At 43.7% G+C, this 24796-nt stretch carries 17 protein-coding genes and 1 tRNA gene; 9 read left to right on the top strand and 9 right to left on the bottom strand.

What is annotated here, in order from left to right; all coding sequences use genetic code 11:
• The first annotated feature begins 22 nt into the window (after positions 1-22).
• The 6 genes from MUCPA_RS32560 (at position 23) to MUCPA_RS32535 (ending at position 10587) form a co-directional block, all read left to right on the top strand.
• A complete protein-coding gene (locus tag MUCPA_RS32560; protein WP_008512510.1) occupies positions 23-1606 on the top strand; it encodes a RagB/SusD family nutrient uptake outer membrane protein in 1584 nt (527 codons plus the stop codon).
• A 64-nt stretch (positions 1607-1670) separates the two neighbouring features.
• Positions 1671-2747: a SusE domain-containing protein gene (locus tag MUCPA_RS32555; protein ID WP_008512509.1), complete on the top strand. Its 1077-nt coding sequence runs from the start codon at positions 1671-1673 to the stop codon at positions 2745-2747.
• Positions 2748-2857: 110 nt separating this feature from the next.
• The gene (locus MUCPA_RS32550) at positions 2858-5314 is read left to right on the top strand and encodes a glycoside hydrolase family 31 protein (protein ID WP_008512508.1); all 2457 of its coding nucleotides are present in this window, start codon (positions 2858-2860) and stop codon (positions 5312-5314) included.
• 10 nt (positions 5315-5324) lie between these two features.
• Positions 5325-7178 (top strand): glycoside hydrolase family 13 protein, encoded by a 1854-nt coding sequence (locus MUCPA_RS32545; protein WP_008512507.1) that lies wholly within the window; start codon positions 5325-5327, stop codon positions 7176-7178.
• A 57-nt stretch (positions 7179-7235) separates the two neighbouring features.
• Entirely contained in the window at positions 7236-8642 is a 1407-nt protein-coding gene (locus MUCPA_RS32540; RefSeq protein ID WP_008512506.1) for an MFS transporter, read from the top strand.
• 31 nt (positions 8643-8673) lie between these two features.
• Positions 8674-10587, top strand: a complete 1914-nt coding sequence (locus MUCPA_RS32535) for an alpha-amylase family glycosyl hydrolase (protein WP_008512505.1) — start codon at positions 8674-8676, stop codon at positions 10585-10587.
• 103 nt (positions 10588-10690) lie between these two features.
• Here the strand turns inward: MUCPA_RS32535 and MUCPA_RS32530 are convergent, their stop codons facing one another.
• The 4 genes from MUCPA_RS32530 to MUCPA_RS32515 form a co-directional block, all read right to left on the bottom strand.
• Positions 10691-12031 (bottom strand): hypothetical protein, encoded by a 1341-nt coding sequence (locus tag MUCPA_RS32530; RefSeq protein WP_169316216.1) that lies wholly within the window; start codon positions 12029-12031, stop codon positions 10691-10693.
• Between the two features lie 613 nt (positions 12032-12644).
• The gene (locus MUCPA_RS32525; RefSeq protein WP_157544027.1) at positions 12645-13808 is read right to left on the bottom strand and encodes an O-antigen ligase family protein; all 1164 of its coding nucleotides are present in this window, start codon (positions 13806-13808) and stop codon (positions 12645-12647) included.
• 179 nt (positions 13809-13987) lie between these two features.
• A complete protein-coding gene (locus MUCPA_RS32520; protein ID WP_008512502.1) occupies positions 13988-14557 on the bottom strand; it encodes a hypothetical protein in 570 nt (189 codons plus the stop codon).
• Positions 14558-14567: 10 nt separating this feature from the next.
• Positions 14568-16022, bottom strand: a complete 1455-nt coding sequence (locus tag MUCPA_RS32515) for a hypothetical protein (protein ID WP_008512500.1) — start codon at positions 16020-16022, stop codon at positions 14568-14570.
• A 756-nt stretch (positions 16023-16778) separates the two neighbouring features.
• Between MUCPA_RS32515 and MUCPA_RS32510 the strand changes: the two genes are divergently transcribed.
• The 3 genes from MUCPA_RS32510 (at position 16779) to MUCPA_RS39660 (ending at position 18923) form a co-directional block, all read left to right on the top strand.
• A complete protein-coding gene (locus tag MUCPA_RS32510) occupies positions 16779-17498 on the top strand; it encodes an acyltransferase family protein (RefSeq protein WP_008512498.1) in 720 nt (239 codons plus the stop codon).
• Between the two features lie 639 nt (positions 17499-18137).
• Entirely contained in the window at positions 18138-18503 is a 366-nt protein-coding gene (locus MUCPA_RS37355; RefSeq protein WP_050982192.1) for a hypothetical protein, read from the top strand.
• A 225-nt stretch (positions 18504-18728) separates the two neighbouring features.
• Complete coding sequence (locus MUCPA_RS39660; RefSeq protein ID WP_083839429.1) at positions 18729-18923, top strand: DUF4261 domain-containing protein; 195 nt, start codon at positions 18729-18731, stop codon at positions 18921-18923.
• A gap of 59 nt (positions 18924-18982) precedes the next feature.
• Here MUCPA_RS39660 and MUCPA_RS32500 read toward each other — a convergent pair.
• From MUCPA_RS32500 to MUCPA_RS32480, 5 genes are all read right to left on the bottom strand, one after another.
• Positions 18983-19055, bottom strand: a tRNA-Lys gene (locus MUCPA_RS32500).
• A gap of 124 nt (positions 19056-19179) precedes the next feature.
• Positions 19180-20415, bottom strand: coding sequence for a M20 family metallo-hydrolase (locus MUCPA_RS32495; protein ID WP_008512494.1), 1236 nt, complete (start codon positions 20413-20415; stop codon positions 19180-19182).
• Positions 20416-20511: 96 nt separating this feature from the next.
• Positions 20512-21402 carry an SdiA-regulated domain-containing protein gene (locus MUCPA_RS32490; protein WP_008512492.1) on the bottom strand — a complete coding sequence of 297 codons (891 nt, stop codon included), beginning with the start codon at positions 21400-21402 and terminating at the stop codon, positions 20512-20514.
• Positions 21399-23447, bottom strand: a complete 2049-nt coding sequence (gene ppk1, locus MUCPA_RS32485; RefSeq protein ID WP_008512490.1) for a polyphosphate kinase 1 — start codon at positions 23445-23447, stop codon at positions 21399-21401. The genes MUCPA_RS32490 and ppk1 overlap by 4 nt, the downstream gene beginning before the upstream one ends.
• Before the next feature lie 5 nt (positions 23448-23452).
• On the bottom strand, positions 23453-24688 hold the full coding sequence (locus tag MUCPA_RS32480) for a Pycsar system effector family protein (protein ID WP_008512488.1): 1236 nt from the start codon (positions 24686-24688) through the stop codon (positions 23453-23455).
• Between the last annotated feature and the right edge of the window lie 108 nt (positions 24689-24796).

The following is a 24796-nucleotide window of genomic DNA, read 5'->3' as shown; positions in this document are numbered from 1 at the left end:
TTAACGATATAATTTGAAAGACATGAAAAAGAATTTAATAAAATATTTGAGTATCACGCTTGCCATCACTGTGAGCCTGGTATCATGCCAAAAAGACCTGAACCGTACCCCTACAAATTCAACTACCAGCGATCAGGCTTATGCCACCCCGCTGGGTTACAAAGAATCATTAGCTAAGGTATATGCTGCCTTTGCGTTAACAGGCAGCGGCGGTGCAGGTACATCAGACCTTGGCGGGATAGATGCCGGAACATCCGACTTTGTACGTTTATACTGGAGCGCCCAGGAATGGACTACCGACGAGGCGATCTGTGCCTGGAACGACCCTGATGTTCCGGATTTTCACAACATGGGCTGGTCGGCAAGTAACTCATTGCTTAACGGTTTGTATAACCGTTGTATTTACCAGGTAAGGGTGGCCAGCTCGTTCATTTCCGAGTCTACCGATAGTAAGTTAAGCTCCCGTAACATCACCGGTGCCGATTTAACCAACGCCAAATACTACCGTGCCGAAGCACGTTTTTTAAGGGCCTACGCCTACTGGGTATTGATGGATCTGTTTGGTAATCCACCTTACATTGATGAGAATACGCCGACTGGCAAATTTTTTCCGCCGCAAATTATGAGGGCTAAATTGTATGCCTACATCGAATCGGAATTAAAAGCGATCGACCCCTTGCTGATGGCGCCTAAGCAAAACGAATATGGCCGCGCAGACCAGGCCGCCGATTGGGCGCTGCTTGCCCGGATGTACCTGAATGCCGAAACCTATTTAGGTGCAGGCAACGGCAAATATGGCGATGCCATCACTTATTCCAGCAAAGTAATAGCCTCAGGGTATACATTGGCCACCAACTACCGCAATTTATTTTTAGCCGATAATAACCTGAACAACCCGGAAACTATTTTATCAGTTAACTATGATGGCATAAACAGCCAGAACTACGGCGGCACCACTTATATTATTAACGCAGCTGTAAACGGCGCCATGACACCCGCATTATACGGCATCCCCAATGGAGGCTGGGGTGGTAACCGCAGCACCAAAATGCTTCCGCAATTATTTGCCGATCAAAGCGGTAACACCGATAAACGCGCCATGTTTTACGGTACCAAGCAGGATATTGATGATGTAAATACGTTTACCGACGGTTTGGCCGTAGTTAAATTTAAAAACATCACATCGGGCGGTGCTACGGCAGCATCATCAAACGGAACCTTCTGCTCAACAGATTTCCCGCTTTTCCGTTTAGCCGAAATGTACCTGGTGTACGCCGAGGCTACTTTGCGTAGTGGCGGTAGTACCTCTGGGGCCCTAAACTATGTAAACCTACTGCGTGCCCGTGCCTATGGCAATACATCGGGAAACTTAACCTCAATTACATTAAGCGATGTTTTAAACGAACGTGGCCGCGAGTTGTATTGGGAAGGTTTCAGGCGTACAGACCTGATCCGTTATGGTATGTTTACCGGGTCAAATTACGTATGGCCCTGGAAAGGCGGAGTTAAAGCAGGTAAAGGAGTTGAAAGCTTCAGAACTTTATACCCGATACCATCGAGCGATATTACCAATAACACTAACCTGATCCAGAACACCGGTTATTAAGCTATAGCAAAGGGGCTTATTGCCCCTTTGCCTAACCAATTGATAAACCAATAAATACAAAAAAATGAAAACGGTTTTTACAAAGTATTTACAGCTGGCTACAGGTATGATGCTCCTGTTGGCGGCCTGCAAAAAGGATGAACAGATCATATCTGTTGATAGCAGCAAAACAAAAGCAGCTGTGCTTACGGCATCCACAACCACACCGGCATTAGTTAAAGCAAATTTATCAGCTACGGCAGTTACCTTTACCGCTACGGCTCCCTCCTACGGCTATACTGCCGCGGTGAGCAATGTTTTGCAGTTTGATACCAAGGGCGATAATTTTGCAACGCCAAAAAAGGAAGTTGCATTAGGGGCCAATGTACTATCGCAAGCATTCTCGGTGCAAGATCTGAACAACGTATTATTAGGCATGGGTATTTCAGCAGGTACCAGCACCCAGGTTGAAGTCCGTTTAAAATCATCATTAAGCGCAACAGCGGGTATTGTGTACTCAAACGTGGTCACCTTAACAGCTACCCCATTCGCACTGGCATCTTATGTGTATGTTCCTGGCGCATACCAGGGTTGGACCCCGGCTACTGCAGATAGTTTGCAATCGGCCACAGGCAACGGTATTTTTACAGGCATCATTAATTTTACCGGTAGCGATCAGCATTTTAAAATCACAACAGCCAAAAACTTCAATGTTGCATACGGCAATGCAGGCAGCGGTTTGATAAGTACTACGGGCGGCGATATCCTCGCTCCTACCAAAACTACAGTTGATCCTAACTTCAATATCAAATCAAACCTCGTTACGGTCGACCTTAATCAAGGTACCATCGCCTTTACACAAGTGCAATGGAGTATTGTTGGCGATGCCACACCTAACGGCTGGCCAAATGGCAGCGGTGTTCAAAGCGATACCGACCTTAAATTTAACAATGGCACGCAAACCTGGTCGGGCGTGGTAGCCCTCACGGTTGGCGCATTAAAGTTCAGGTTAAATCACGATTGGGGAACAAGCTATGGCTCATTAACCAATAATGGCACACTTGATACTCAAAACGGAAACAATATTCCCATTACGGTAGCAGGTAATTATTTAATCACACTGGATATCAGTAAGCTGGCTTACACTATAACAAAGCAATAATTAATAACTGACCTTATTCCTGCCCGCCCTGATAAGCGGGCAGGTTATTGCTACATCACGATCGTTTTTTGGTTAATTTTAAATGATCATCATTAAACAACACATTGACTATGAATATCAAATCCTGCTTTTTAATTCCCTTTGCCTTACTTGCCAATTGTTTAACGTTTGCACAAACCAGTCCGGTTAAAAGTGTGGGTAACATTACCAGTGTAGCCATTGAAGGGCAGCAGGTAAATATTACAACCGATAATGCCTTCGCTACTATAGCGGTTTACGCTCCAAACGTGATCAGGGTAAGGATAGATAAACAAAAGCTGGCTCCCGATTTTTCGTACGCAGTTATCGCGCAAGCACAAAAAACTCAAACCAACATTACCCAAAACACCAACGAGGTTAACGTGGTAACCGACTCGCTGAAGGTTACCATTACCAAATCGCCTTTCGCTATTACGTTTTATACGCCCGACGGCAAAATCATCAACCAGGACGAAACCGGTTTAACCACATCATGGGTAAATGAATCCGTTACTACCTATAAAAAAATGCAGGATGGCGAACGCTTCGTGGGTTTAGGAGAAAAAACCGGGAACCTCGACCGTAAAGGCAGTGGGTATACCAACTGGAATACCGATGCCTTTGGCTACAGTGCCGGGCAAGATCCTATCTATTCTACCATTCCCTTTTATATCGGCATTCACCACCAGGTTAACTACGGTATATTTCTGGATAATACCTACCAAAGCGATTTTAACTTCGGCGCCAGTAATAACCGCTTTTCGTTTTTTGGCGCACGCGGCGGCGAGATGAATTATTACTTCATCTACAACAAGCGTATTGCCGATATTATTACATCTTATACAGCACTAACCGGCCGCATGAAAATGCCGCCGCTATGGAGTTTGGGCTACCAGCAAAACCGCTACAGCTATTATCCCGAAACTGAAGTTTTTCGCATAGCGCAAACCCTGCGCGAAAAGAAGATTCCGGCAGACGGCATTACCCTGGATATCCATTACATGGACCATTACAAGGTATTTACCTGGGATAAAGACCGCTTCCCCGACCCTAAAAAAATGAACGACAAGCTCAAAGATATGGGCTTTAAACTCACCGTGATTGTTGACCCTGGCGTAAAAATTGAAAAGGGATACGGCACCTACGAACGTGGCCTAACGGCTAATATTTTTGCCAAATATCCCGACAGCACCAATTACAGCGGCGAAGTATGGCCGGGCTGGTGCCATTTTCCCGATTTTACAAACCCTAAAACCCGCACCTGGTGGGCGCAGGAAATGAAGACGTACGGTGCCGACGGCATTAGCGGCATTTGGAACGACATGAACGAAATAGCCAGTTGGGGGCAGAAAATGCCTGATAACATCATTTTTGATTACGATGGTAAAAAGGCATCGCACCTGCAAACCCATAATGTGTACGGCATGCAAATGGCCCGTTCAAGTTACGAAGGTGCCAAGGAAGCTTTTGGCAAACGCCCGTTTATTTTAACTCGTGCGGGTTATGCAGGGCTGCAACGCTATACAGCCATCTGGACAGGCGATAACCGGTCCGAAGATAGCCACATGCTGGCGGGGGTGCGTTTACTCAACAGCTTAGGTTTAAGCGGTGTAGCCTTCACCGGGATGGACATTGGCGGCTTTACAGGCAACCCCTCAATATCGCTTTTTGCCCGCTGGATCCAGATCGGGGCGTTTAATCCCTACTTCCGTAACCATACGGCGGTGAACACCAAATCGGCCGAGCCCTGGACGTTTGGCGAAGAAGTGCTGGAAATATCCAGAAACTACATCAACCTGCGCTATAAGCTGATGCCTTATTTATACTCGGCATTTTACGAAGCTACCCAAAACGGGCAACCGCTGATGCGCTCATTGGCTATCGATTACACCTTTGATGCCAATATTTATAACGAACAATTTCAAAACCAATACCTTTTTGGCAGCGCATTCCTGGTAGCTCCATTTGAGGGCGATGCCAAGTTTGGCAAAGTTTATTTCCCGGCAGGTAAATGGTATGATCTGTACAACGGCGAAGTACAAAATGGCGGTCAGCAAAAAATTATCCAGTTATCGCAAAGCAAGCTTCCTGTTTATGTAAAGGAGAGCAGCATCATCCCCATGCAGTCGTTAGTTCAAACTACAGCCCAAAAACCAACCGACACGCTCACTATCCATGTGTACCAGGGTGCGGTTAAAAACACCTACGTGTATTACGAGGATGACGGCGAAAGCTATAACTACGAGCATGGCGATTTTTACAAACGCGCCATTACTTATGATGCGGCTAAGAATACTATCGTTTTCGCCAAAGCGGAAGGAACCTTAACATCAAAATTCAAGAACATTAAACTGATGTTGCATGGGTTTGCTAACAGCACATCGTTTAAAATGAACGGAGCTAAAATGAGTATCACCGACGATTTTGTATCCTTCTTAACGCCTATTTCCAAATTTGATCCACAGGGAAATGCAAACACCGCCGAGGGTGAGAAAGTAAAAAGTATAGTGATCAAAAACATTAACGATCAGTTTTCAATAAACTTCTAAATAGATCAAAATGAAATTACGCCTGTCAGTTGCCTTGCTCTTCATGTTCGTTACCGCGAGCGCTATCGCCCAGATCCCGGCATTAGAACGTGTTGAACCCGCCTTTTGGTGGGTGGGGATGAAGAACCCTAAGTTGCAGCTGATTGTACATGGCAACCAGATAGCCAGCCGCTCGGTAAAGCTGAATTATCCCGGGGTACGGCTGGCGCAGGTTCACCAGGTAGAAAATTCTAATTACCTGTTTTTAGATATTGAAATATCCGCTACAGCGAAACCGGGTTTATTTACCATCGCGTTTGCTAAAGCAGGCACTAAAAACATTGAATACCAGTACGAGTTAAAGGAGCGTAACCGCTCCCCTAACCGGGCGCAGGGTGTTACCAGCAAAGACCTGATTTACCTCATTATGCCCGACAGGTTCTCGAACGGCGATCCGTCAAACGACAGCAAGCCCGGTATGTTGGAAACTGCTGTAAACCGCGATTCTATCTATTACCGCCATGGCGGAGATATCCAGGGGGTAATGAATCACCTGGATTATTTGAAAGACTTAGGCGTAACCACCATTTGGCTAACGCCCGAAATTGAGAACGATGAGCCCCAGGCATCATACCACGGTTACGCCGTTACCGATCATTATAAAACCGACCCGCGCTACGGCAACAACCAACTGTATAAACAGTATGTAGAAAAATGCCATGCCATAGGCTTAAAGGTAATTAAAGACCTGGTGCATAACCACGTAGGTACCGAGCATTGGTTTATTAAAGATATGCCGATGAAAAGCTGGGTGCATCAGTGGCCAACGTACACCCAGTCGAACTTTAGGGATGCCGCCGTAATGGATCCGCATGCCTCGCCAGTGGACCGTAAAACTATGCTCGACGGCTGGTTTGACCACCGCATGGCGGATATGAACGAAAGCAACCCCTACGTACAGAATTACCTTACTCAAAACCACATCTGGTGGATAGAGTACGCCGGGGTTGATGGCTTCCGTTTGGATACTTACCCTTATAATGATGCGGCTTACATGGCCGATTGGGCCCGCAAAATAAAAGCCGAGTTTCCGCACTTCTCCATCTTTGGCGAAACGCTGGTATGGTCGGTACCTAACCAGGCTTACTTTACGCAGGGCAATACCGTAAACCGTGGCTTTGATACGCATTTGCCCGGCATTACGGACGGGCAAATCAAAGACGGCATTTTTGAGGCCTTAAACGGAAAAGACGGCTGGACAGATGGTGTAAACAGGCTCTACTCCATTTTGGCGCAGGATTTTTTATACCAGGATGCCACCCGCAACGTGGTATTTTTGGATAACCACGATATGAGCCGCTTTTACTCGATGGTAAACGAGGATTTTAGCAAGTTTAAAGCCGGCATGGCTTTACTGCTTACCATGCGCGGCATCCCACAGCTATATTATGGTGACGAGATATTGATGAAAAACTTTTCTAACCCGGATGGTTTGGTGAGGCTTGATTTTCCGGGTGGCTGGGCTGGCGATAAAAGCAACAAGTTTACGCAAGATGGCCGTACCGGTAAGGAGAACGAAGCCTTTAACTACGTAAGGGCCCTGGCTAACTTCCGTAAGCAATCAAGTGCCCTGCAAACCGGCAAGCTGATGCAATATATCCCCGCCAAGGGCATCTATGTATACTTCAGGTACGATGCGCAGCAAACCGTCATGGTGGCTTACAACAGCAATGCCAAAGATGAAACCCTGAATACCGAACGCTTTGCCGAACGTACCAAGGGCTTTACGGCAGGTATTAATGTAACGACCAGCCAGCAATTGGCGTCTATACAAAATATCAGCATACCAGCTAAAACCACACTGGTAATTGAGCTGAAAAAATAATCCGCCGCGTTTGCAATGCCCCGGACGTTTGTTTGAATACCATTTATTGAACCAACAATGAAAAATATTGTAGAGCGGCCCAGGCTCAGCACCTGGCAAATTTTTGACATGAGCTTCGGGTTTCTGGGTATCCAATTCGGGTTCGCGTTGCAAAACGGCAATGCATCAAGCATGCTCCAGATTTTTGGTGCCAATGTAGAACACTTGTCGCTTTTCTGGCTGGCAGCGCCCATCACCGGGATGATCGTTCAACCCATTATTGGCCATTACAGCGATGGCACCTGGAATAAAATGGGCCGCCGCAAGCCCTATTTTTTAGTGGGCGGCATTTTAGCAGCGCTCGCTTTGGTATTTATGCCCAATGCCTCTTTATTGTTGGTGCTATCCCCTATTATGGTTGGCGCGGGTGTGCTCATGATGATGGATGCCTCCTTCAACGTAGCGATGGAACCCTTCAGGGCGCTCATTGCGGATAACCTGCCCGATAGCCAGCGCGGGCAGGGCTTTGCCATGCAAACGTTTTTAATAGGCGTGGGTGCGGTAGCAGGTTCATGCCTGCCTTATGTATTGTACAAATATGTTGGCGTTGCCGAAACTGCCGTACCAGGCCATGTGCCCGATAATAAGACCTACTCGTTCTATATTGGTGCGGCGGTGCTCATGGGAAGTTTACTGTACACCATCTTCACTACTAAAGAGTATTCGCCGGCGGAGTACGCCGCTTTCCATCCCGAAGAGGGCAAAGAACCATCCAAAGGCATTTTATCCATCCTAACCGATTTCGGTAACATGCCCAAAACCATGAAACAACTGGGGCTGGTACAATTTTTCTCCTGGTTCGCGCTGTTTTCTATGTGGGTATTTGCCGCGCCTGCCATAGCACAGCATGTTTATCATGTGGGCCTGCACGATACCTCGTCGGCCAAATTTGCCGATGCCGGTAACTGGGTGGGCATTTGCTTTGGTATTTATAACGGCGTTTCGGCCATCTATGCGCTGATGCTGCCTGCCATAGCGAGGGCCACCAGCCGTAAGGCAGCGCATTCGTTTTCGTTAGTAGCGGGGGGCCTGGGTTTACTATCCATCTTCTTTATCCAAAACCCCACTATGCTCATCCTGCCTATGGTGGGTATCGGCCTGGCCTGGGGCAGTATTTTGGCTATGCCTTACGCCATCCTGGCCGGCTCCATCCCCGCTAAAAAGATGGGCGTTTACATGGGCATCTTCAACTTCTTCATCACCTTCCCGCAAATTGTCAACGGCTTTTTTGGCGGCTGGATAGTGAAAAACATCTTCGGCGGACAGGCTATTTACGCCATTGTGCTGGCTGGTGTATGTATGTTTTGCGCGGCGCTTTCGGTATGGTATGTGCAGGACAATCAAGATTTACCCTTGCGGGGAGAGCAGAGCATTGCCGCTAACCCGGCGGTAAGCCAGGGCGAATATGCCGGAACAGTAAAATAACTTTCAAACTCCAATAAAAACCATGTAAACCATGAGAAAAATATACCTGATCCTGGTGGCTGTAGCCATCATGGCTAATATGGCCTGCAGCAAGAAGAGCGACCTGACGGATAGCGCAACCAACCCCGTAACTACCATCACTAACGGAAAAGACTTACCCACCGGTGCTGTAGACGGCGTTACCTACATTAACTCGGGCACATCCGTGATATTCAATTTGTATGCGCCGGGCAAAAAAACGGTATCGGTAATTGGCGAGTTTAATAACTGGCAGCCCTCAGCCATGAATCAAACCACGGATGGTACCCGATGGTGGATACAGGTAGATAATTTAGATGCCAGTAAAGAATATGCCTACCAATACCTGGTTGATGGCACCCTAAAAGTGGCCGACCCTTATTGCGAAAAAATCCTCGACCCGGCCAACGATCAGTACATCACAGCGGATGTATACCCTAACCTTAAAGCCTATCCAAGCGGCCAAACCGGTATTGTGAGCGTGTTGCAGGCTAACCCCACTCCTTACACCTGGAAAAATACAAGCTTTACCCGCCCGGATAAAAAGAACCTGGTGATTTACGAGCTGCACGTGCGCGATTTTATTGCCGCCCACAACTACAAAACGCTTAAAGATACCCTGAACTACCTTAGTAATTTGGGCGTGAATGCCGTAGAACTGATGCCCATTAACGAGTTTGAGGGTAACGATTCCTGGGGATATAACCCATCATTTTACTTTGCGCCCGATAAATATTATGGCACCCGTAACGATCTGAAGGCTTTTATTGACGAATGCCACTCGCGTGGGATAGCCGTTATTATGGATATGGTGCTGAACCACTCGTTCGGGCAATCGCCCATGGTACAGTTGTACTTTGATCAGGCTGCGCAGAAGCCGCTGGCCAGCAGCCCATGGTTTAATGTTGACCCAACACACCCTTACAACGTGGGTTACCAGTTTAATCACGAAAGTGCCGCCACCAAATACTTCGCTAAAAATGTAATGCAGTTTTGGATGAAGAATTATAAGATTGACGGATACCGTTTTGACCTGGCCAAGGGTTTCACTCAAAAAAACTCCGGCACAGCCGACGCGAATGTTGCCGCCTGGACCGCCTATGATGCCAGCCGCGTAGCGATATGGAAAGACTATAACAGTTTTATTAAAAGTGTTGACAATAATAACTTTTACGTGATACTGGAAAACTTTGCTACAGACCAGGAGGAGAAAGAGGAAGCCGACAACGGCATGATGCAGTGGAACAACCTGAACTATAGCTTTAACGAAGGCACCATGGGCTGGGTTCCCACGTCGGACCTGACGCGCATGTTCTTCAATTCGCACACGTTTACGCAGCCGGACAACATTGTAACCTACATGGAAAGCCATGACGAGGAACGCCTGATGTTTAAAAACGAAACTTACGGCAATACCGGCGGCGCCAACGGCTATAACGTGCGCGACCTGGCAACAGGCCTTAAGCGCCAGGAATTGGCCGCAGCCTTTATGCTGACCGCCCCCGGCCCCAAAATGATGTGGGAGTTTGGCGAACGCGGCTACGACATCAGCATCGATAACGGCGGTCGCCTCGGCGATAAACCCGCCCACTGGGAATACATGAGCGACCCTTTACGTAAAAAACTGTACAACGCTTACGCCAGGCTAATCAAAATGAAGATCAAAAACCCGGTATTCAGCACATCCAACGTGCAATACGTAGCTACAGGCTTTGTAAGATCAACCACCCTGCAAGCCACAGGTGTTAATGTAGAGCTAGTTGGCAATTTTGATGTGAACCCGCAAACGTCCGCTGTAACTTTTCCGGCCGCAGGTGTTTATTATGATTACATGACAGGGACTGCGGTTAATATACCAACGGTGACTTATACCTTGACATTGGCGCCAGGGGAATATCATATTTATAGTTCGGTGGCGTTGAATTAGCGGGTGGGGGATTTGAGGGTGAGGGGTGTAAGCTATTGGCGCAGAAAGAATTTATTGATTAAGAGGATGTGCTCACAAGCACCGGGAAGTAAGTAACCGTTTTTCAATATAATCGATCTCCCTCTCTCAGTACTTTTCCTGTACCATCGAAAAGATAATAATGATCAGTCCTTGCCGACCAGTTCAGCTTGGGGTCTACGGGCGGAAAAATTGGGGCTGTTTCACCATGCGGCGTTGTGATGGAATGGTAGCGTAATAGCACCATGTTACCAGAATATATCGTCCATTGTGATGTGTCGTCTGGCTCACTGGCATAAAAGCTAATTGATTGAGTAGAATCCACATCGGCCAATTCCGGCAATGACCTTTTCAGAGATCGTGTTGAACTATAGGGTGAATGATAGGCTTCAAAGGGGAAGCCTATGTGTGCCTTTGGAACGTTTCTGTAATATTTGAGCACGAAATTATTGCCTTCAAAGTAGTGATCGATCAATGCGGCATATTGAACCAGCATCCCCACGTCTTTCATAGATGCCATGTCGATATTTGCATATATGACAGCATTTGAAGGCATCTTACTGGTTTTTAATATGCAGGAATATACATTTTCGTACTGAAGTTTTTTTTGAATGCTAAAATGCTGCCTAAGTATTCCAAGTGTGTAGGGATAGTAATAATGCCATCTAAAAGTCGATATTGGCTCGTCGGCATTATGGTCATCAATATATTTGAAAATAGCCGCCTTCAATGAGTTAACATTTAGCAGCTCCTTATTTGGTATATTTTCGTTTCCTGCGGCTGCTTCTATAAATTTGTTAATTCCCATATCGTAACTTATTTTATTATTTATTGTCCAGGGAAGCTTGGTGGGACACATATTCCGGGAAGTAACTTTGATTGTGTCGTTTCGCTTAGAAATAATATCAACCTCGCAAAAAGTTAAATAATCCATAATATCCATTTTGATAACTGTTTTTGCTACTGCTTCATCAATTATTGTTTGCGAAATGAGTTTGTCAAAATCCGGTGCCTCACTGATCGGAATTTTTGCACCACTTTTCAATTCTGAGATCAAGCGCTTGGGGTTCAGATCAAAAGTTGACGAATTGATACCTGTCTTGGTATGGGTTATGCAATTCAACAGATCACCAACATCTGCGGGGGGCAATATTCCCAAAAGCTTGTAAGTGGTGTTCTTTTGCGCTTGCAAACCAAAACCACTACTGTCTTTAATTGTCCTGAAGCTTTTCCATTGACCTGCTTCAGACACAATCTCGAAGCTTTCGCTATTTCCGGTACGCATTCCGGCTACTGTGGTTTGCACTGTAATCTTCTTAATCTGTTCAATCGAAAGTTTGACTTGCCCCCAAGTCAACATGGAAATCAGGTTCACGGCAACAAAAGCTAAAGCAGAGCTCGATCGGTTCATGCTTAAAGTTAACACAATTCTGATTTATTTTAATGATATATAGTTAGCAAATAGAAATATCTTTATAAAATATTTCTTTTAACATTCCCATTCCTAAATATATAATAACCGGCTTACATGTCAAAAATACAAAATCCCCGCTGCCGCAAGGGTCTCCCTTGTGGCCCGAATGCTAAGTATACGTTATACTTTCAGGCGAATGACTATATAATTTAACTTTCACCCCCCCCCCTTTCGCCCCGGCATAATCGCGTGTGCTGACATACAGTAATCGTAGTCATCTTCTACAAAAAATCAAAATACAACAACCTCACAAACAAATCTATCCAAAACATAGTCGCAGAAACTACAAAATACAATTCTTCTGGATTTTTGAATTTTCAATTACGACTTACCTATTAAAAATACAAAATTGCGGAAATGTATTATAACATCGCGGATTTGCATATTCAATACTTAGCATATGGACCAAAAGGGAGGACCCTTACGGTGGCGGGGTATTTTGAGTAAACAACCGGTGTGGTATTTATCACTGAATATTAAATCGCGATGAATGAGACCAGTAGTCAATTGTATCAGCAGTCAATTGAGGCGAATAAGCCGCCCGGTTCAAAAACCTAAAGTAAAGTTATTTATTAAAATCCTGTGCAACCACGCTTTGGATGTGTTTAATTATAGCGGAAGGGATTTTTACAGGCAGGTTTAACAGGCCTTTCCCTGTTTCAGCAGCTTTTTTTGTTTGTCCTGTATCCCGATAAAAAACATACAGTGCATATCTATTCCTGAAACGGTTGGGTACCATATTAATTCCCTGGATATAGGCTGCTTCTGCCAGTGAAAACTCGTGTAAAAGGTAATAACATTCACCTAATTGCATGTAGTTATCTGCTATGGAAAGATGTTCTCCGGCTTGTTTTAATATCATGACCGCCAATTTTGTTTTATTGCTATAGGCTAACTGTTTGCCGAAATAGGAAAGGTAATCTCCATCATGATTTAAAACGGGATACAGGGATTGCAGTTTATTCAGGGCTGCCGCTCTGAATCCCGATTTTACAAGCATCCTACTTTCCTCATAGGTTTGATATACCCTGTAGTGATATAATCGCCTTGTCCCATCTGAAAAAATAAGCAGACCGGATAACATGCTGGCATAGACCAACTGAAACCCCCTGTTGAATTTGGGAAACCGGAGCCGGTAAAGCAAGATGCTGACTGCCGTAACAAGGCAGCAAACAGCCCATAAATTCTCCAATACATGCGTAAAACATGCAGCAATTGAAATGGTTAAGCAAGAGATAAAGGCGAGTTCGAAAATCAAACCGGCCCCGGCTTCAAAAGATAGCGCGGACTTGATGGCCACAAAAAGGAAATAACAGTGGCCGGATACCAATACACAGCCAAATACCCCTAATTCCAGTATCACCTGCCAGTAATCGTTGAAGGCAAAACGGGTATTATCTGCCAGAAGCAACTCCTTATTTGAATAATGGCCCGTAGCGAAATAAGCTGCCTGGTATTCCAGATATACTTTCTTGAACCCACTCCAGCCAACGCCTTGTAAAAAATGATCCCGCCAGATGGATAGAGATATTTTATAGATCAGTAACCTGCCGAGTGAAGAATCTGATTTAAGCTGAATAACGCCAATAGCGAGGATGAAGACGATAACTAACCCCATCCACAAAATTCTCCTTTTATGATCGCAGAAATACCTGATGGCAATCAGCCATAGGCTGATAACAAAGCCAAGGAAAAAAGCGCGGCTGCCACAAAATGCAGAAATACACATGCCGGATAAACAAAAAACGATTGGCAGCAGTTGCCTTTTGTTTTTGATAGGATTCAATGGATAGGTTTATCGTGATTATTCCACTTCTTTTGCAAATCGAAATTCTAATGGCAAGAGAGGTAAATGGAGGCAGTTTGTTCCCTAACCTCCCTTTTCTTTTACCTTAACAAGTCCATTCCCTAATACATCACATATCCGGTATTAACCGGTGCAAGCAAAATGCAGTTGACCGAATCGGTCTTTCCCTTGAAGAAATTCAGCATATTAAGGAGCGAGTTCATCGATTGGTCGTATGAATCCTGCCTCCTGGCATACATCTCTTTTGTTTTTTCATCGGGCTTATAATTCTTATCTTCCCAACCCGTCATAAAACCGCAGCCGTCCCTGTTATAGATGATTACCGGTAAAATATACTCGCTGTTACAGATCTTAGGCAATTGATTGATCCGGGGTGCCTTTTTATTGATTGATTCAAAAGCGCTCATCAGTGCATCCTTAATAAATATCGGCGTCTTGGCTGTATAATCAATATTGGTGAATTCCCCGTTCTTGTTTATGGTGAACCTGATGAATACGCAACCGCACCAGCAATGGTCTTTTACAGAATCGGCTTGTGGGTGATAATAATCAATCACAGCATCTCCAATATCATTTAAAGTTTTTATCACGATATCTTTAGATGGCGTTGTCTGCGCATTTGCAGAAAGAATAAAAAACCAAACAGGGAATAATATAAATAGCTTTTTCATATCGTATTTATTATGGGCAAGGTGTACCGTGTAATCCCGTACGTTGCATTTCAGAATCAAAATCCCTTGTTCCTTCAGTGAGATCTTTAGCTTTCAAAAGGTCGGCATATTCTGTGGGGTTCTTAGTAGCAAAATCTTTAAGACCACCAAATGCCAAAGCATTCGCATTTTCGGTATCTGTTCCGAAGGCATCATGGAGCATTGTTGCGATATCGGAAATATAGTCACGGGCCAAATCAGCATGTTGCTTTAGCTGATTATTATAATCAATCTTCTTGTAATCCAAATAGGCATGGATAATTTCATGAATAATGATTGATGCTTTATAATCTTGCGAAGCGTCACTTGGCAGAACATCAGGATTTATACGAATCTCCATGTTAACCGTTGTGCTGTTAGCCCCACTTGTGACTATCGTAATAGCAGGAGCTCCGTTAGTGTTTGTACTTGAAACAAAATGTAGGTTTGTCTTATCGTTTTTATTAAACACGTCCTGGAGGATCTTACTAATGTTGTTGGATATATTTTTATCCATAAGCTTATTGACCACGGAACCATTACATCCTGTCAGGTCATTGGTTACGGTAGGGGGCGGGGAGGAGGGGGTACCACCACCAATAACACCACCATTATCGCCATCACCAGGATCTTGAGGCTGGGGATCTGGTGGATTAGATCCGTCGTCATAACAATAATCATAACATTCCTCGTATCCGCTGTCGACATCAACGCAATCTTCTACGCCGTCAATAGTGATACAATTTGTATTGTACGCTTCTTCACATACCGGGAAGCAGTGTATATCCATTGTCTTAATGGTGGATTGAATCGTTTTATTGCTGCCGCCTGATTGAAGTAGCCTTATGTTATAACGGGCTACCTTTTTGCCACCGGACATCCTTAACAAATACTTAGGCGTACTGTTCCAGTTTCTGTACTCGATGTACCCGCTAAAATCAGATGAAATATGGTTAAGCCAATTGTCACTGGCATCATTCTCGTGCCGTAATAAATAAGCCTTGTCAGGGAAGTAGGTAACGATCTCCTTCTCCACGCTTTTGGTATTTACATTCTGGAAAATGATCAATCGTGTGAGTATAGCCCTTGCAACCGATGCATCCGGTTTTAATTTTACGCTGTCACCGGGAAAATCATGTAAACTGATAGTCCTATTGCTTACGATTAAGGGTACTTCCACGACATTAAATTGCTTCATCGTGTAGGCTTTTGCCTGTTTCCAATAAGTGAAACCGGTAGGGTTGGGATTGCGGGCTGAATCAATGCTGGCCAGTTTAATTGTGCTCGATGCGGACTGGGTTGAGTTTTCAAAGAAGGTTTTGGCTTCCTTAACACCGAAACCGCTTGGCGCACTTGGATACTCCTCATCATTGAGCAGGCTTTTCCTGCAAGCCACGATCAGAAACAATAAGCACAAAGAAATAATAAGTAAAAACTTTTTTTTCATAGGGTAATAAGAATAAAGGTTAATGTAAATGGTTTAATACTTAGAGGAGTGATGCAAATATAGAAATAATAAAATACATTGTATATGATTATTAAAAATATAAAACCTGCTTTTGATTATCTTTTGGACAAATTGTAGTTCTATTTTCAGTTACGATGCTGTTCCATACAGGCATTCGATAGAAATTGTTTACTGTATCAATTGGGTATAATTGAACAGGCGGTAGTTAGCGTGATGGCGACCGATTAGCTGAATGACCGGGAATTTGATACCCGATGGTCTGTATAAATCTTTTTATCCAATTTGAGCATTACCTATGCTGCCCCCTACGTTGTCGCAAGGATGCCCCTTGTGGCCCGAATGCTAAGTTTATCTGAAGCTTTTTGGTTGACGAACTATGTAGTTTAAGTTTCACCTCCCCTTTCTCCCCAGCATAGTCGTATGTGCTACGGTACAGATAATTGTAGTCATTTTCTACAATTATCAAACACATCTATCCAAAACAACTGTTGCAGAACTCACAAATTAAAGTCCTTCTGGATTTTCGAATTTATAATTACAACTTACCTATTAAAACAAAAAAATGCTCAATATATGATAACATCCCGAATTTGCATATTCAATACTTAGCATACGGACCACAAGGGAGACCCTTGCGGTAGCGGGGGTATTTATCCAATACTGACTTGCATTTTTACCTAATTCAAAGCAAGCCCATATAAATTTTTTATTTAAATTACAGGCTTACTGTATTACATGTCTGCACCTATTCTAACTTCACAAATTTCTGATCAACATAAACTATTAGGCCTTGATCATCTTAGGGCTTTGGCCATAACTTATGTCTTACTTTTTCATTACCAGATGTTCGGACATCCTGATTGGGTAAATACGATTGGTGAGTTCGGGTGGACGGGCGTTGATTTATTTTTTGTTCTAAGCGGCTTTTTGATAGCCGGACAGTTATTTAGCACTATAGCTGAAGGGAAAGCTCTTTCGATGCGCGTATTTTTTATCAAGCGCTTTTTTCGCATAATCCCTCCCTACCTTATTATGGTTGGAGTTTATTTCGTATTCCCAGTGCTAAGAGAACGGGAACAAATGGCACCATTATGGCGGTATCTTACTTTTACCCTGAATTTCGATTTGGACCTGAAGCACACCGGCACTTTTACACATGCATGGTCACTGTGCGTAGAGGAACAGTTTTATCTCATTTTGCCTTTAATCATTTTACTATTCAAGTATTTAAACATCGGCAAAAAAGGCATCTACCTTTTATTGGTTTTATTCTTAGGCGGCTTTATGATCAGATATGTGAATTGGACGCATTTTATTGAGCCAAACCTGCAGTCAGATGATTTTACAATTCTATTTTATAAAGTGATTTATTACCCCCCCCTACGCTGCCGCAAGGGTCTCCCTTGTGGCCCACATGCTAAGTATACGTTATGTTTTTGTAGCCGGAAAGAATGAATACAGAGTTTTTGGCAATTAGTGATACAGAACATTCGGCAAGAATGTTGTCGGGAAATCGGCAAGAATGAATGCAGAGCTCTGTCAAAAGTATGGTATTAGTTTTTAGGATTCAAAGGAAGTTTTTCTGTTCTGTAAACGGTAACTATCACCGGATAGATTAACCACTTCGCATTTAAAAAGCCCACATGCTGGTGCGCGCGTTCCCCTTATAATAAAATGTAAGCAGTTTCGCGTTATGGATTGCAGCGTATATTGCGACTTGCTGTCGGAGAGTAAAGTAAACCCAATGCTTGCCGCAAGTCTCCCGTGTGAATTAAGGCGCATACCCGCCGACAAGTTCATTGATGCATACACCTCTCATGCCATAAAATTAAGCTTGATTGACTGTAGCATAATTGTAACAATTCATCTTGAAAATAGCATAAATTACTGCTTGATTAAATATAAATAAAAAAGCCATTTCGATTAAAAATCGCTTTTTCGCTTCAACTAAGTTGTTTTGAAAGACCGATAAGGTCCAGGCGTCGAACTCTTTTATTGAGGACGTGAAGAAAATAGTGGCATTAAAAGATGATTAGCTGTCCTGAGCTATTACAAGAAATATTTATCTTTATTGTAATAGCTAAATTTAATTAGATGCCCTTTTTCAACTTCTTTAAGAAAGAAAAACAAGAGATAAAACAAAGTGACATTTTATTGGCAATGCCTATATTTAAGGATGATAGTAGGTATCAGCTTGATAAGGTTATTGATAATTTGAAAACATTTTGGAATTTGAATATTACAGACATTGCAGGAGATGATGAAGTAGCTTCCTTTAATATCAATGGAGAATCAATAGCGTTAGCAAACATGCCTGTGCCAGTACCAAATGGGGATATAGAAGGAACAGCTCAATATGCCTATAATTGGCCTTCAGCGTTAGAAGATTTAGACGGACATACCGGACATGCAATAGTATCGATTATGGCTGGACAAAAGTCCCCGGTAGAAAGATTTTAAATATTAAGTCAAGTTTTGAGTTCAATTTTAATGACTTCCAGTGCAGTTGCGGTATACCAAGGAAGTCAATCGCTACTTATTCCTCGCAAACAATATCTGAGTCATATAGAAGAGATTAAAGAAAACGGTATTCCTGTTATGTTATGCATTTACATTGGACTAAGAAACACTACTGAGGGGAACTGTGCTTACAGTTACGGTTTAAAAGATTTTTAAAAGTCCGAAATTGAAATCCTTGATTCAAAATTAAGCTTAGAAGATTTATTTGATTTCTTATTCAATATTATATCCTATGTAATTGATAATGATATTACTCTAAAAGATGGAGAAACGATAGGACTTACGGCAGAACAAAAAATATCTATTAAATTGTCGAAAGCACGATTTGTAGACGGAACTTCTATTAAGCTTGAGGTATGAGCATAAAAAAAGACCACATTGTTTTGTGATCTTTTATTTACAACTTAAGTAGTACCAAGTGACCCCTCAGGGATTCGAACCCTGGACCCAATGATTAAGAGTCATTTGCTCTACCAGCTGAGCTAAGGAGTCTGGTGTTTTTAAGGACCGCAAATATACGATATATTTTTTTCGTTAAAAGTTTTTTGTTAAATAATCATGTCAAACTCCAGGTACTGGCCTTGAATAGGCGTAAGCGCCTGAAGATGATTTGGTTTTATTTGTTCAGCACTTTTAATACCGTGCCGTACAGGATCTCGGTACCCAGGGCTAAGTCCTCGTCAGACGAATATTCCAGCGGATTATGGCTGATGCCGTCCTTGCAGCGGATAAAGATCATCCCGTAGTCGCAGGCGTAGGATAGCGCCAGGGCATCATGGAAAGGGCCGCTCATCAGTTCGGGTGCGTCCAGGCCAAGGGCTGCACACTCTTCCCCAATAATGGCCTTGATCCAGGGGGCACAATAGCGTGGAGCGCTGTTGGTGTCTTCGCTTACCTGGTAAGCTAACTGGTGTTTTTTGGCGGTTGCTGCTATCAGGTCTTTCAATTGTTGTTCGTAGGCGTTCCTTCGTTCAAGGTCGATATCGCGCAGGTCGAGCGTGAACACCACTTCTTCGGCAATAATATTTCGCGAAGCGGGGAAAACATCTATGGTGGCCACTGTGCCAACGGTTGGCGCTCCCGCAATTTGGGTAACTATCTTGTTGAGCCCTGTAATAATTTCGGCGGCTCCTAAAAGCGCGTCCTGCCGCAGGTGCATCGGTACCGAGCCGGTATGCCCTGCCATGCCTTTGAGCTTAATGATTAGCCACAGCGGCCCGGCTATGCCGGTTACAATTCCGATTGGCTTGTCTGACCTATCGAGTACCGGGCCTTGCTCAATATGGAGCTCTAAAAAGCAATAAATACTGCCGGGAGCATAAAGCGATTCGGAAAAGCGGGAAGGATCGCATCCAAAATCAATCAGGGCTTGCTCGCGCGTTACACCATCCTGGTCGGTGCGGAGCAACTCCCCTTCTTCCAGCCGGCCTAATATTCCTCTCGATCCAAATAAGCCTTTGTTAAACCTCCAGCCCTCTTCGTCGGCAAACGACACTATTTCAATGCTTCGCTCCGGCTTCATACCATTTTCTGTGAGAGTAGTAATGGCTTCTATGGCACATAAAACGCCTGCTACGCCGTCAAAACGGCCACCATAGGGTTGTGAGTCTAAATGCGAGCCCAGCATCAGCACGGGTAGTTTGGGCTTGCTGCCCTCAAGCCTGCCAATTAAATTGCCAAAATTATCTATCCGGGTTTGCATACCAGCGTCATGCATCCAGCTCGCGGCCAGTTCAAAGGCCTGCTTTTCTGCACCCGAATGAGCGGGTCGGCAGGTACCTGTTTCACCAATTTTACCAATCAGGCTCATCTCCCTAAAATGGAGGCTCAAACGTTGGGCGTTAATTTTCATCTCAATATTTATTCGTCTGGGTATAAACCCAAATAAACTGTTTTTTTATGTGATAACCAATATCCGGGCAAGCACCGGACAAAAAAACTGAGGCAATTAACGGGTGTATTTAAATTTCAATACATTGCCGGGGCTAACCTTGTCGCCTTCGTTGGAGATGTATAAATTATTTTGATTATCAAAGGTGATGCCTTCGGGTTGGATAAACAACGATGGGTTGATGGGATATACCGCTTTCACCTTAAAGCCGGCATCAGCAACTACCAATATTTTATTAACCGACGATAAGATATACCACTCGTTGGTGTTTTGATTTTTAGTTATAGCGGAAGGATGAAAAGCGATTTTTTTTGTGCCGGTTAAAGCTTCTATCTCTTTAACGTTGATATTGAACTGGCCGCTTTGTTTAACCGATCCATCGGGCAATAGCTTAAAGATGTAACCACTGCTGCTTTTGGCGGTATTATCATCACTGCAATGCTTGCACAGTACGTAAAGCTGGTTATTTTTTTCGTCGCCAAACAGCCCTTCATATTCGCCGGATGGTAAAATATAGTTCCACTTCTGTACATTTTTAATCTCGGGGTTTCTTAACCCATTAAACGGGAACACAAAGAAAACGCCGTCGCTTCTCAGCATCACTACCTGTTCGCCTAAAATGGTGATATCCTCGTAATCGCCTGCCTTACCGAACCTGGAGTGGTTTACTTTTGGGTCGCCTAAATGCATGTAATACACTTTGCCGTCTTCATCTTCTTCGGCATATAACGAATCGGGCTTGCCATGATGAAAAGCGATGCCCGATATTTCGTGCAGGCTCTCGGGCATATTGTACTTTACCGGCTTATTCAAATCATACCCCGGCGGACTGGTATAATTTGTTTTATCCATGCAAGAAAAACCAAAAAAAGCGATTGTTATACCCAAAAACAGGATAAACAATCCGTGCCTATCTTTTAATTTGTTAGCAGCAGTTATTGCTTTCATTCTACTTTATTCTTCAATAGTTGGTAAATCTGGCTCTGCGACTGAACAGTTTCATCCGCCCTTTCAATTTTTACGTTCTCCAGTTTTTCGTTCAGGCTAACGGCTTGCACATTATCCTTCAACTGTAAGTTAATAATCCCGGTCATCTCCGCATTAATGGCCTCGTTATAAACAGGGAAACAAACCTCAATCCTATGGTATATATTGCGGTTCATCCAATCAGCCGATCCCAGAAACATCTCGGGCTCGCCATTATTGTTAAATATAAACACCCGGCCATGTTCCAGGTAACGGTCAACAATCCGTTTCACGGTAATGTTTTCGCTCATGCCCTTTACGCCCGGAATAAGGCAACAAATGCTGCGGATAATCAACGCAACTTTAACTCCCGCCTGCGATGCTTCATACAGTTTACTAATCAGCACCCGTTCTTCCAGGTTGTTCATTTTTAACGTAATCTGTGCCGGTAAACCTTGTTTGGCGTAATCAATTTCGCGGTCAATCAATTCAATAAACCGGGTTTGCATATTAAACTGCGCTACCAGGATGTGGTTAAAGTTGATATGATTGCTTAACGATGGCTTTTCGCGCTTCACTAAAAACAGAAACAAAAGCTCCATCTCGCGCAGCAGGTTGGTGTTGGCTGTCAGCAGGATATGATCTGTATAAAACTGCGCCGTGGTTTCGTTAAAGTTGCCCGTTGCAAGCAGGCCCGCGTATTGCCTGCGGCTGCCGTTTTTTATTTTGATGAAAGCAATTTTGGCATGTACCTTATTCGCGGTAACGCTATAGGTAATTTTCACGCCGGCATCCTTCATTTTTTTGGCCCATTTCAGGTTGTTGGCTTCATCAAAGCGGGCCTTTAATTCAACTACTACGTTTACATTTTTGCCGTTTTTTGCCGCACTGATCAAGGCGTTAACAATCAGCGAGTTGCTGGCCACCCGGTAAAGTGTTACGTTAATTTCTTCAACATCCGGGTTGATAGCCGCCTCGTTAAAAAACCTTAGAATAGTATGATAGCTTTGGTATGGGGTATGAACGATCAGATCTTTTTTGTTGATGAGCGATACCAGTGTTTCGGCCTCTGTAATTTCGGATGATTTGAGCGGCTGCCAGGCCTGGTAGGATAAGCCCGGAAAATTTGCCGGGAAGGAACTGAAATCCTTCAGGTTATGATAAGATCCGCCTGTAGTTTTGGTAGCGTTGCCCAGGTCGAGTTGCTCGCTAACGTATTGTACCGTGCGCAACGGGATACCCGCCTGGTGTAAAAAACGCGTGGCTAAACCAAAATCCCTTTTGCTTAATTGTTCCTCAATTTCGGCAGATAAATCTCCCGAATATTCATCCTTTAAATCCAGTTCGGCATCACGGGTAACTTTAAAGCTATAACATCCTTTAATCAGCTTATCTTTAAAAAGGCTGTCCAGGTTAAACCGGATCACATCATCCAAAAAAACAACAAACAATTGCTCTTGATGCTTCAGGGTATAAAACCTGGGCATGCTATCCGAGGGGATATTTAACAAAACCATTTCCTCCTGGTTTTCCTGGTTTGCCAGATGCACCATAAAGTATAGCTTATTATTTTCCGGGAAGAACGGCTTTTTAGTACCCAACCACACAGGCTGCATAAATGCCAGTACCTGGGTGGTAAAATATTCGCGCACGCTTTGGTTTAAAAAATCGGGAATGGGTTCGTTATAAACCAGGTGGATGTTTTGCGCCTTTAACGATGGAATAATTTGCGTAGTTAAAATCTGCCCGAACCTGGATTGCTGGGCATCAATAATATCCCTTATCTGTTGCAATATCAGCGCGCGCTCGTTGCCATCAATAACGCTGCTATCCCCTATCCCAATTTTATGAAGCGCACGCAGCACGGGCATCCGCACCCGGTAAAACTCATCCAAGTTGGAAGAAAAGATGCCCAGAAATTTAATCCTGTCTAACAAAGGCACCTCGTTGTTGGCAGCCTGCTCCATTACCTGCGCGTTAAAGTGGAGCCAGCTTAGGTCTCTGTTAAAAAAACGGTATGGTTCCATTCAATTTATACGGCTGGGTGATGACTGAAAAATGTGGAGGCGATAATAAAAGCAGCTACCGAAAAGATTAAACCGAACATAAACACGTTATACGATATACGCAACAGCCGGTATTTTTTCCCCAGCACAACCCCTTGCGAATACACATCCTTAATAAGGCTACCATATAAAAAGTCTTCATCTTCCATCATCTTTCGCATCCCGTAGTTATAATCGTCCAGTGGCATTTTATAAAAATTACCAAAAAACAACAGGTTTACACTCTTATTATCTATGTCGGCCTTGTTAAACACCCCGCTGGGGATAGATGGCCGGGTTGAGAGGATAGCGAACGTCATGGCGAGCACGCTTACTGCCAGCAGGATAAATGTAGGGATAATGAGGTAGCCATATTCGTTAAGCCTGCGCAGCACCAAACTGATGATGGCTGATAAGATGATGGAGTTTACGGTGATCATGATATGAGCCTTATTGTCGGCCATATTGCTCAAGCGCTGGTGATTGCTGGAACTGATCCTGAACATGGTTTCAATTCCCTTTTCAGGCTTGCTTTTTTTCTTGTCTTTTTTTGTTTGTTCTACAGGTACTTCTTCCTGATTATTAACAACCGCAACCTGTACACTTTTTTTAGCCGACTTTTCCTCCTTTTCGGCAACCTTACTTTTTATTTTAGCTAAGTTTTGCGCCTGACCGTCATTCAATAATACTTTACAGTATTCGGTATGATAGTTATGTTTCTCTAAAAAATCAATGGTCTTTTTCCGCCAGTCCTGTTTGCTGATATCGGTTTGGTGAAGGATGTTAAACTCCTTTAAAACAAGCTTATCTTTTTCAAAAAAATCGTCCAGGCCTAAATGGAACAAATCGGCATCACAAACAATTTGCTGTATTAAGGTAGTTGGCGATTGTGGCATTTTAGTAGCCATAATACACCCCTTCACCTGTTGTATAAAATCGTCATCAGCGTTGTTATCTTTTAAAAAGGTTTCGGCTAAAGTTGCACCCACTTCCTCATGAACGGCGGCATTTTCCACGTAACCTAAATCATGAAACCAAACCGCAGTTAAAACGATGGCAAAATCCTGGTCGTTTAGCTGATAGTGGTTGGCTATCTGCGTTGCTGCGGCAATAACATCTTCGGTATGTTGCAGGTTATGGTATGCCAGGTTATCGGTATTGTGCGTTCTGTAGTAGTTTAATACGTAATCCTGCGCCTGTTGAATTAATTGCTGGTAGTTCATGTAAAGGTAAGTTGTTTATGAGGATACTTGTTTTAGGATTGAATTATATAATTAATATTAACTTGCTACTTTTATAAAAGTAAGAAATCAAACGGTAAAATTAATCTT

It is taken from the genome of Mucilaginibacter paludis DSM 18603 (assembly GCF_000166195.2).
Lineage (GTDB): Bacteria > Bacteroidota > Bacteroidia > Sphingobacteriales > Sphingobacteriaceae > Mucilaginibacter > Mucilaginibacter paludis.
Note: the sequence above shows the minus strand (reverse complement) of the source record. Positions and strands in the feature narration are given on the sequence as shown.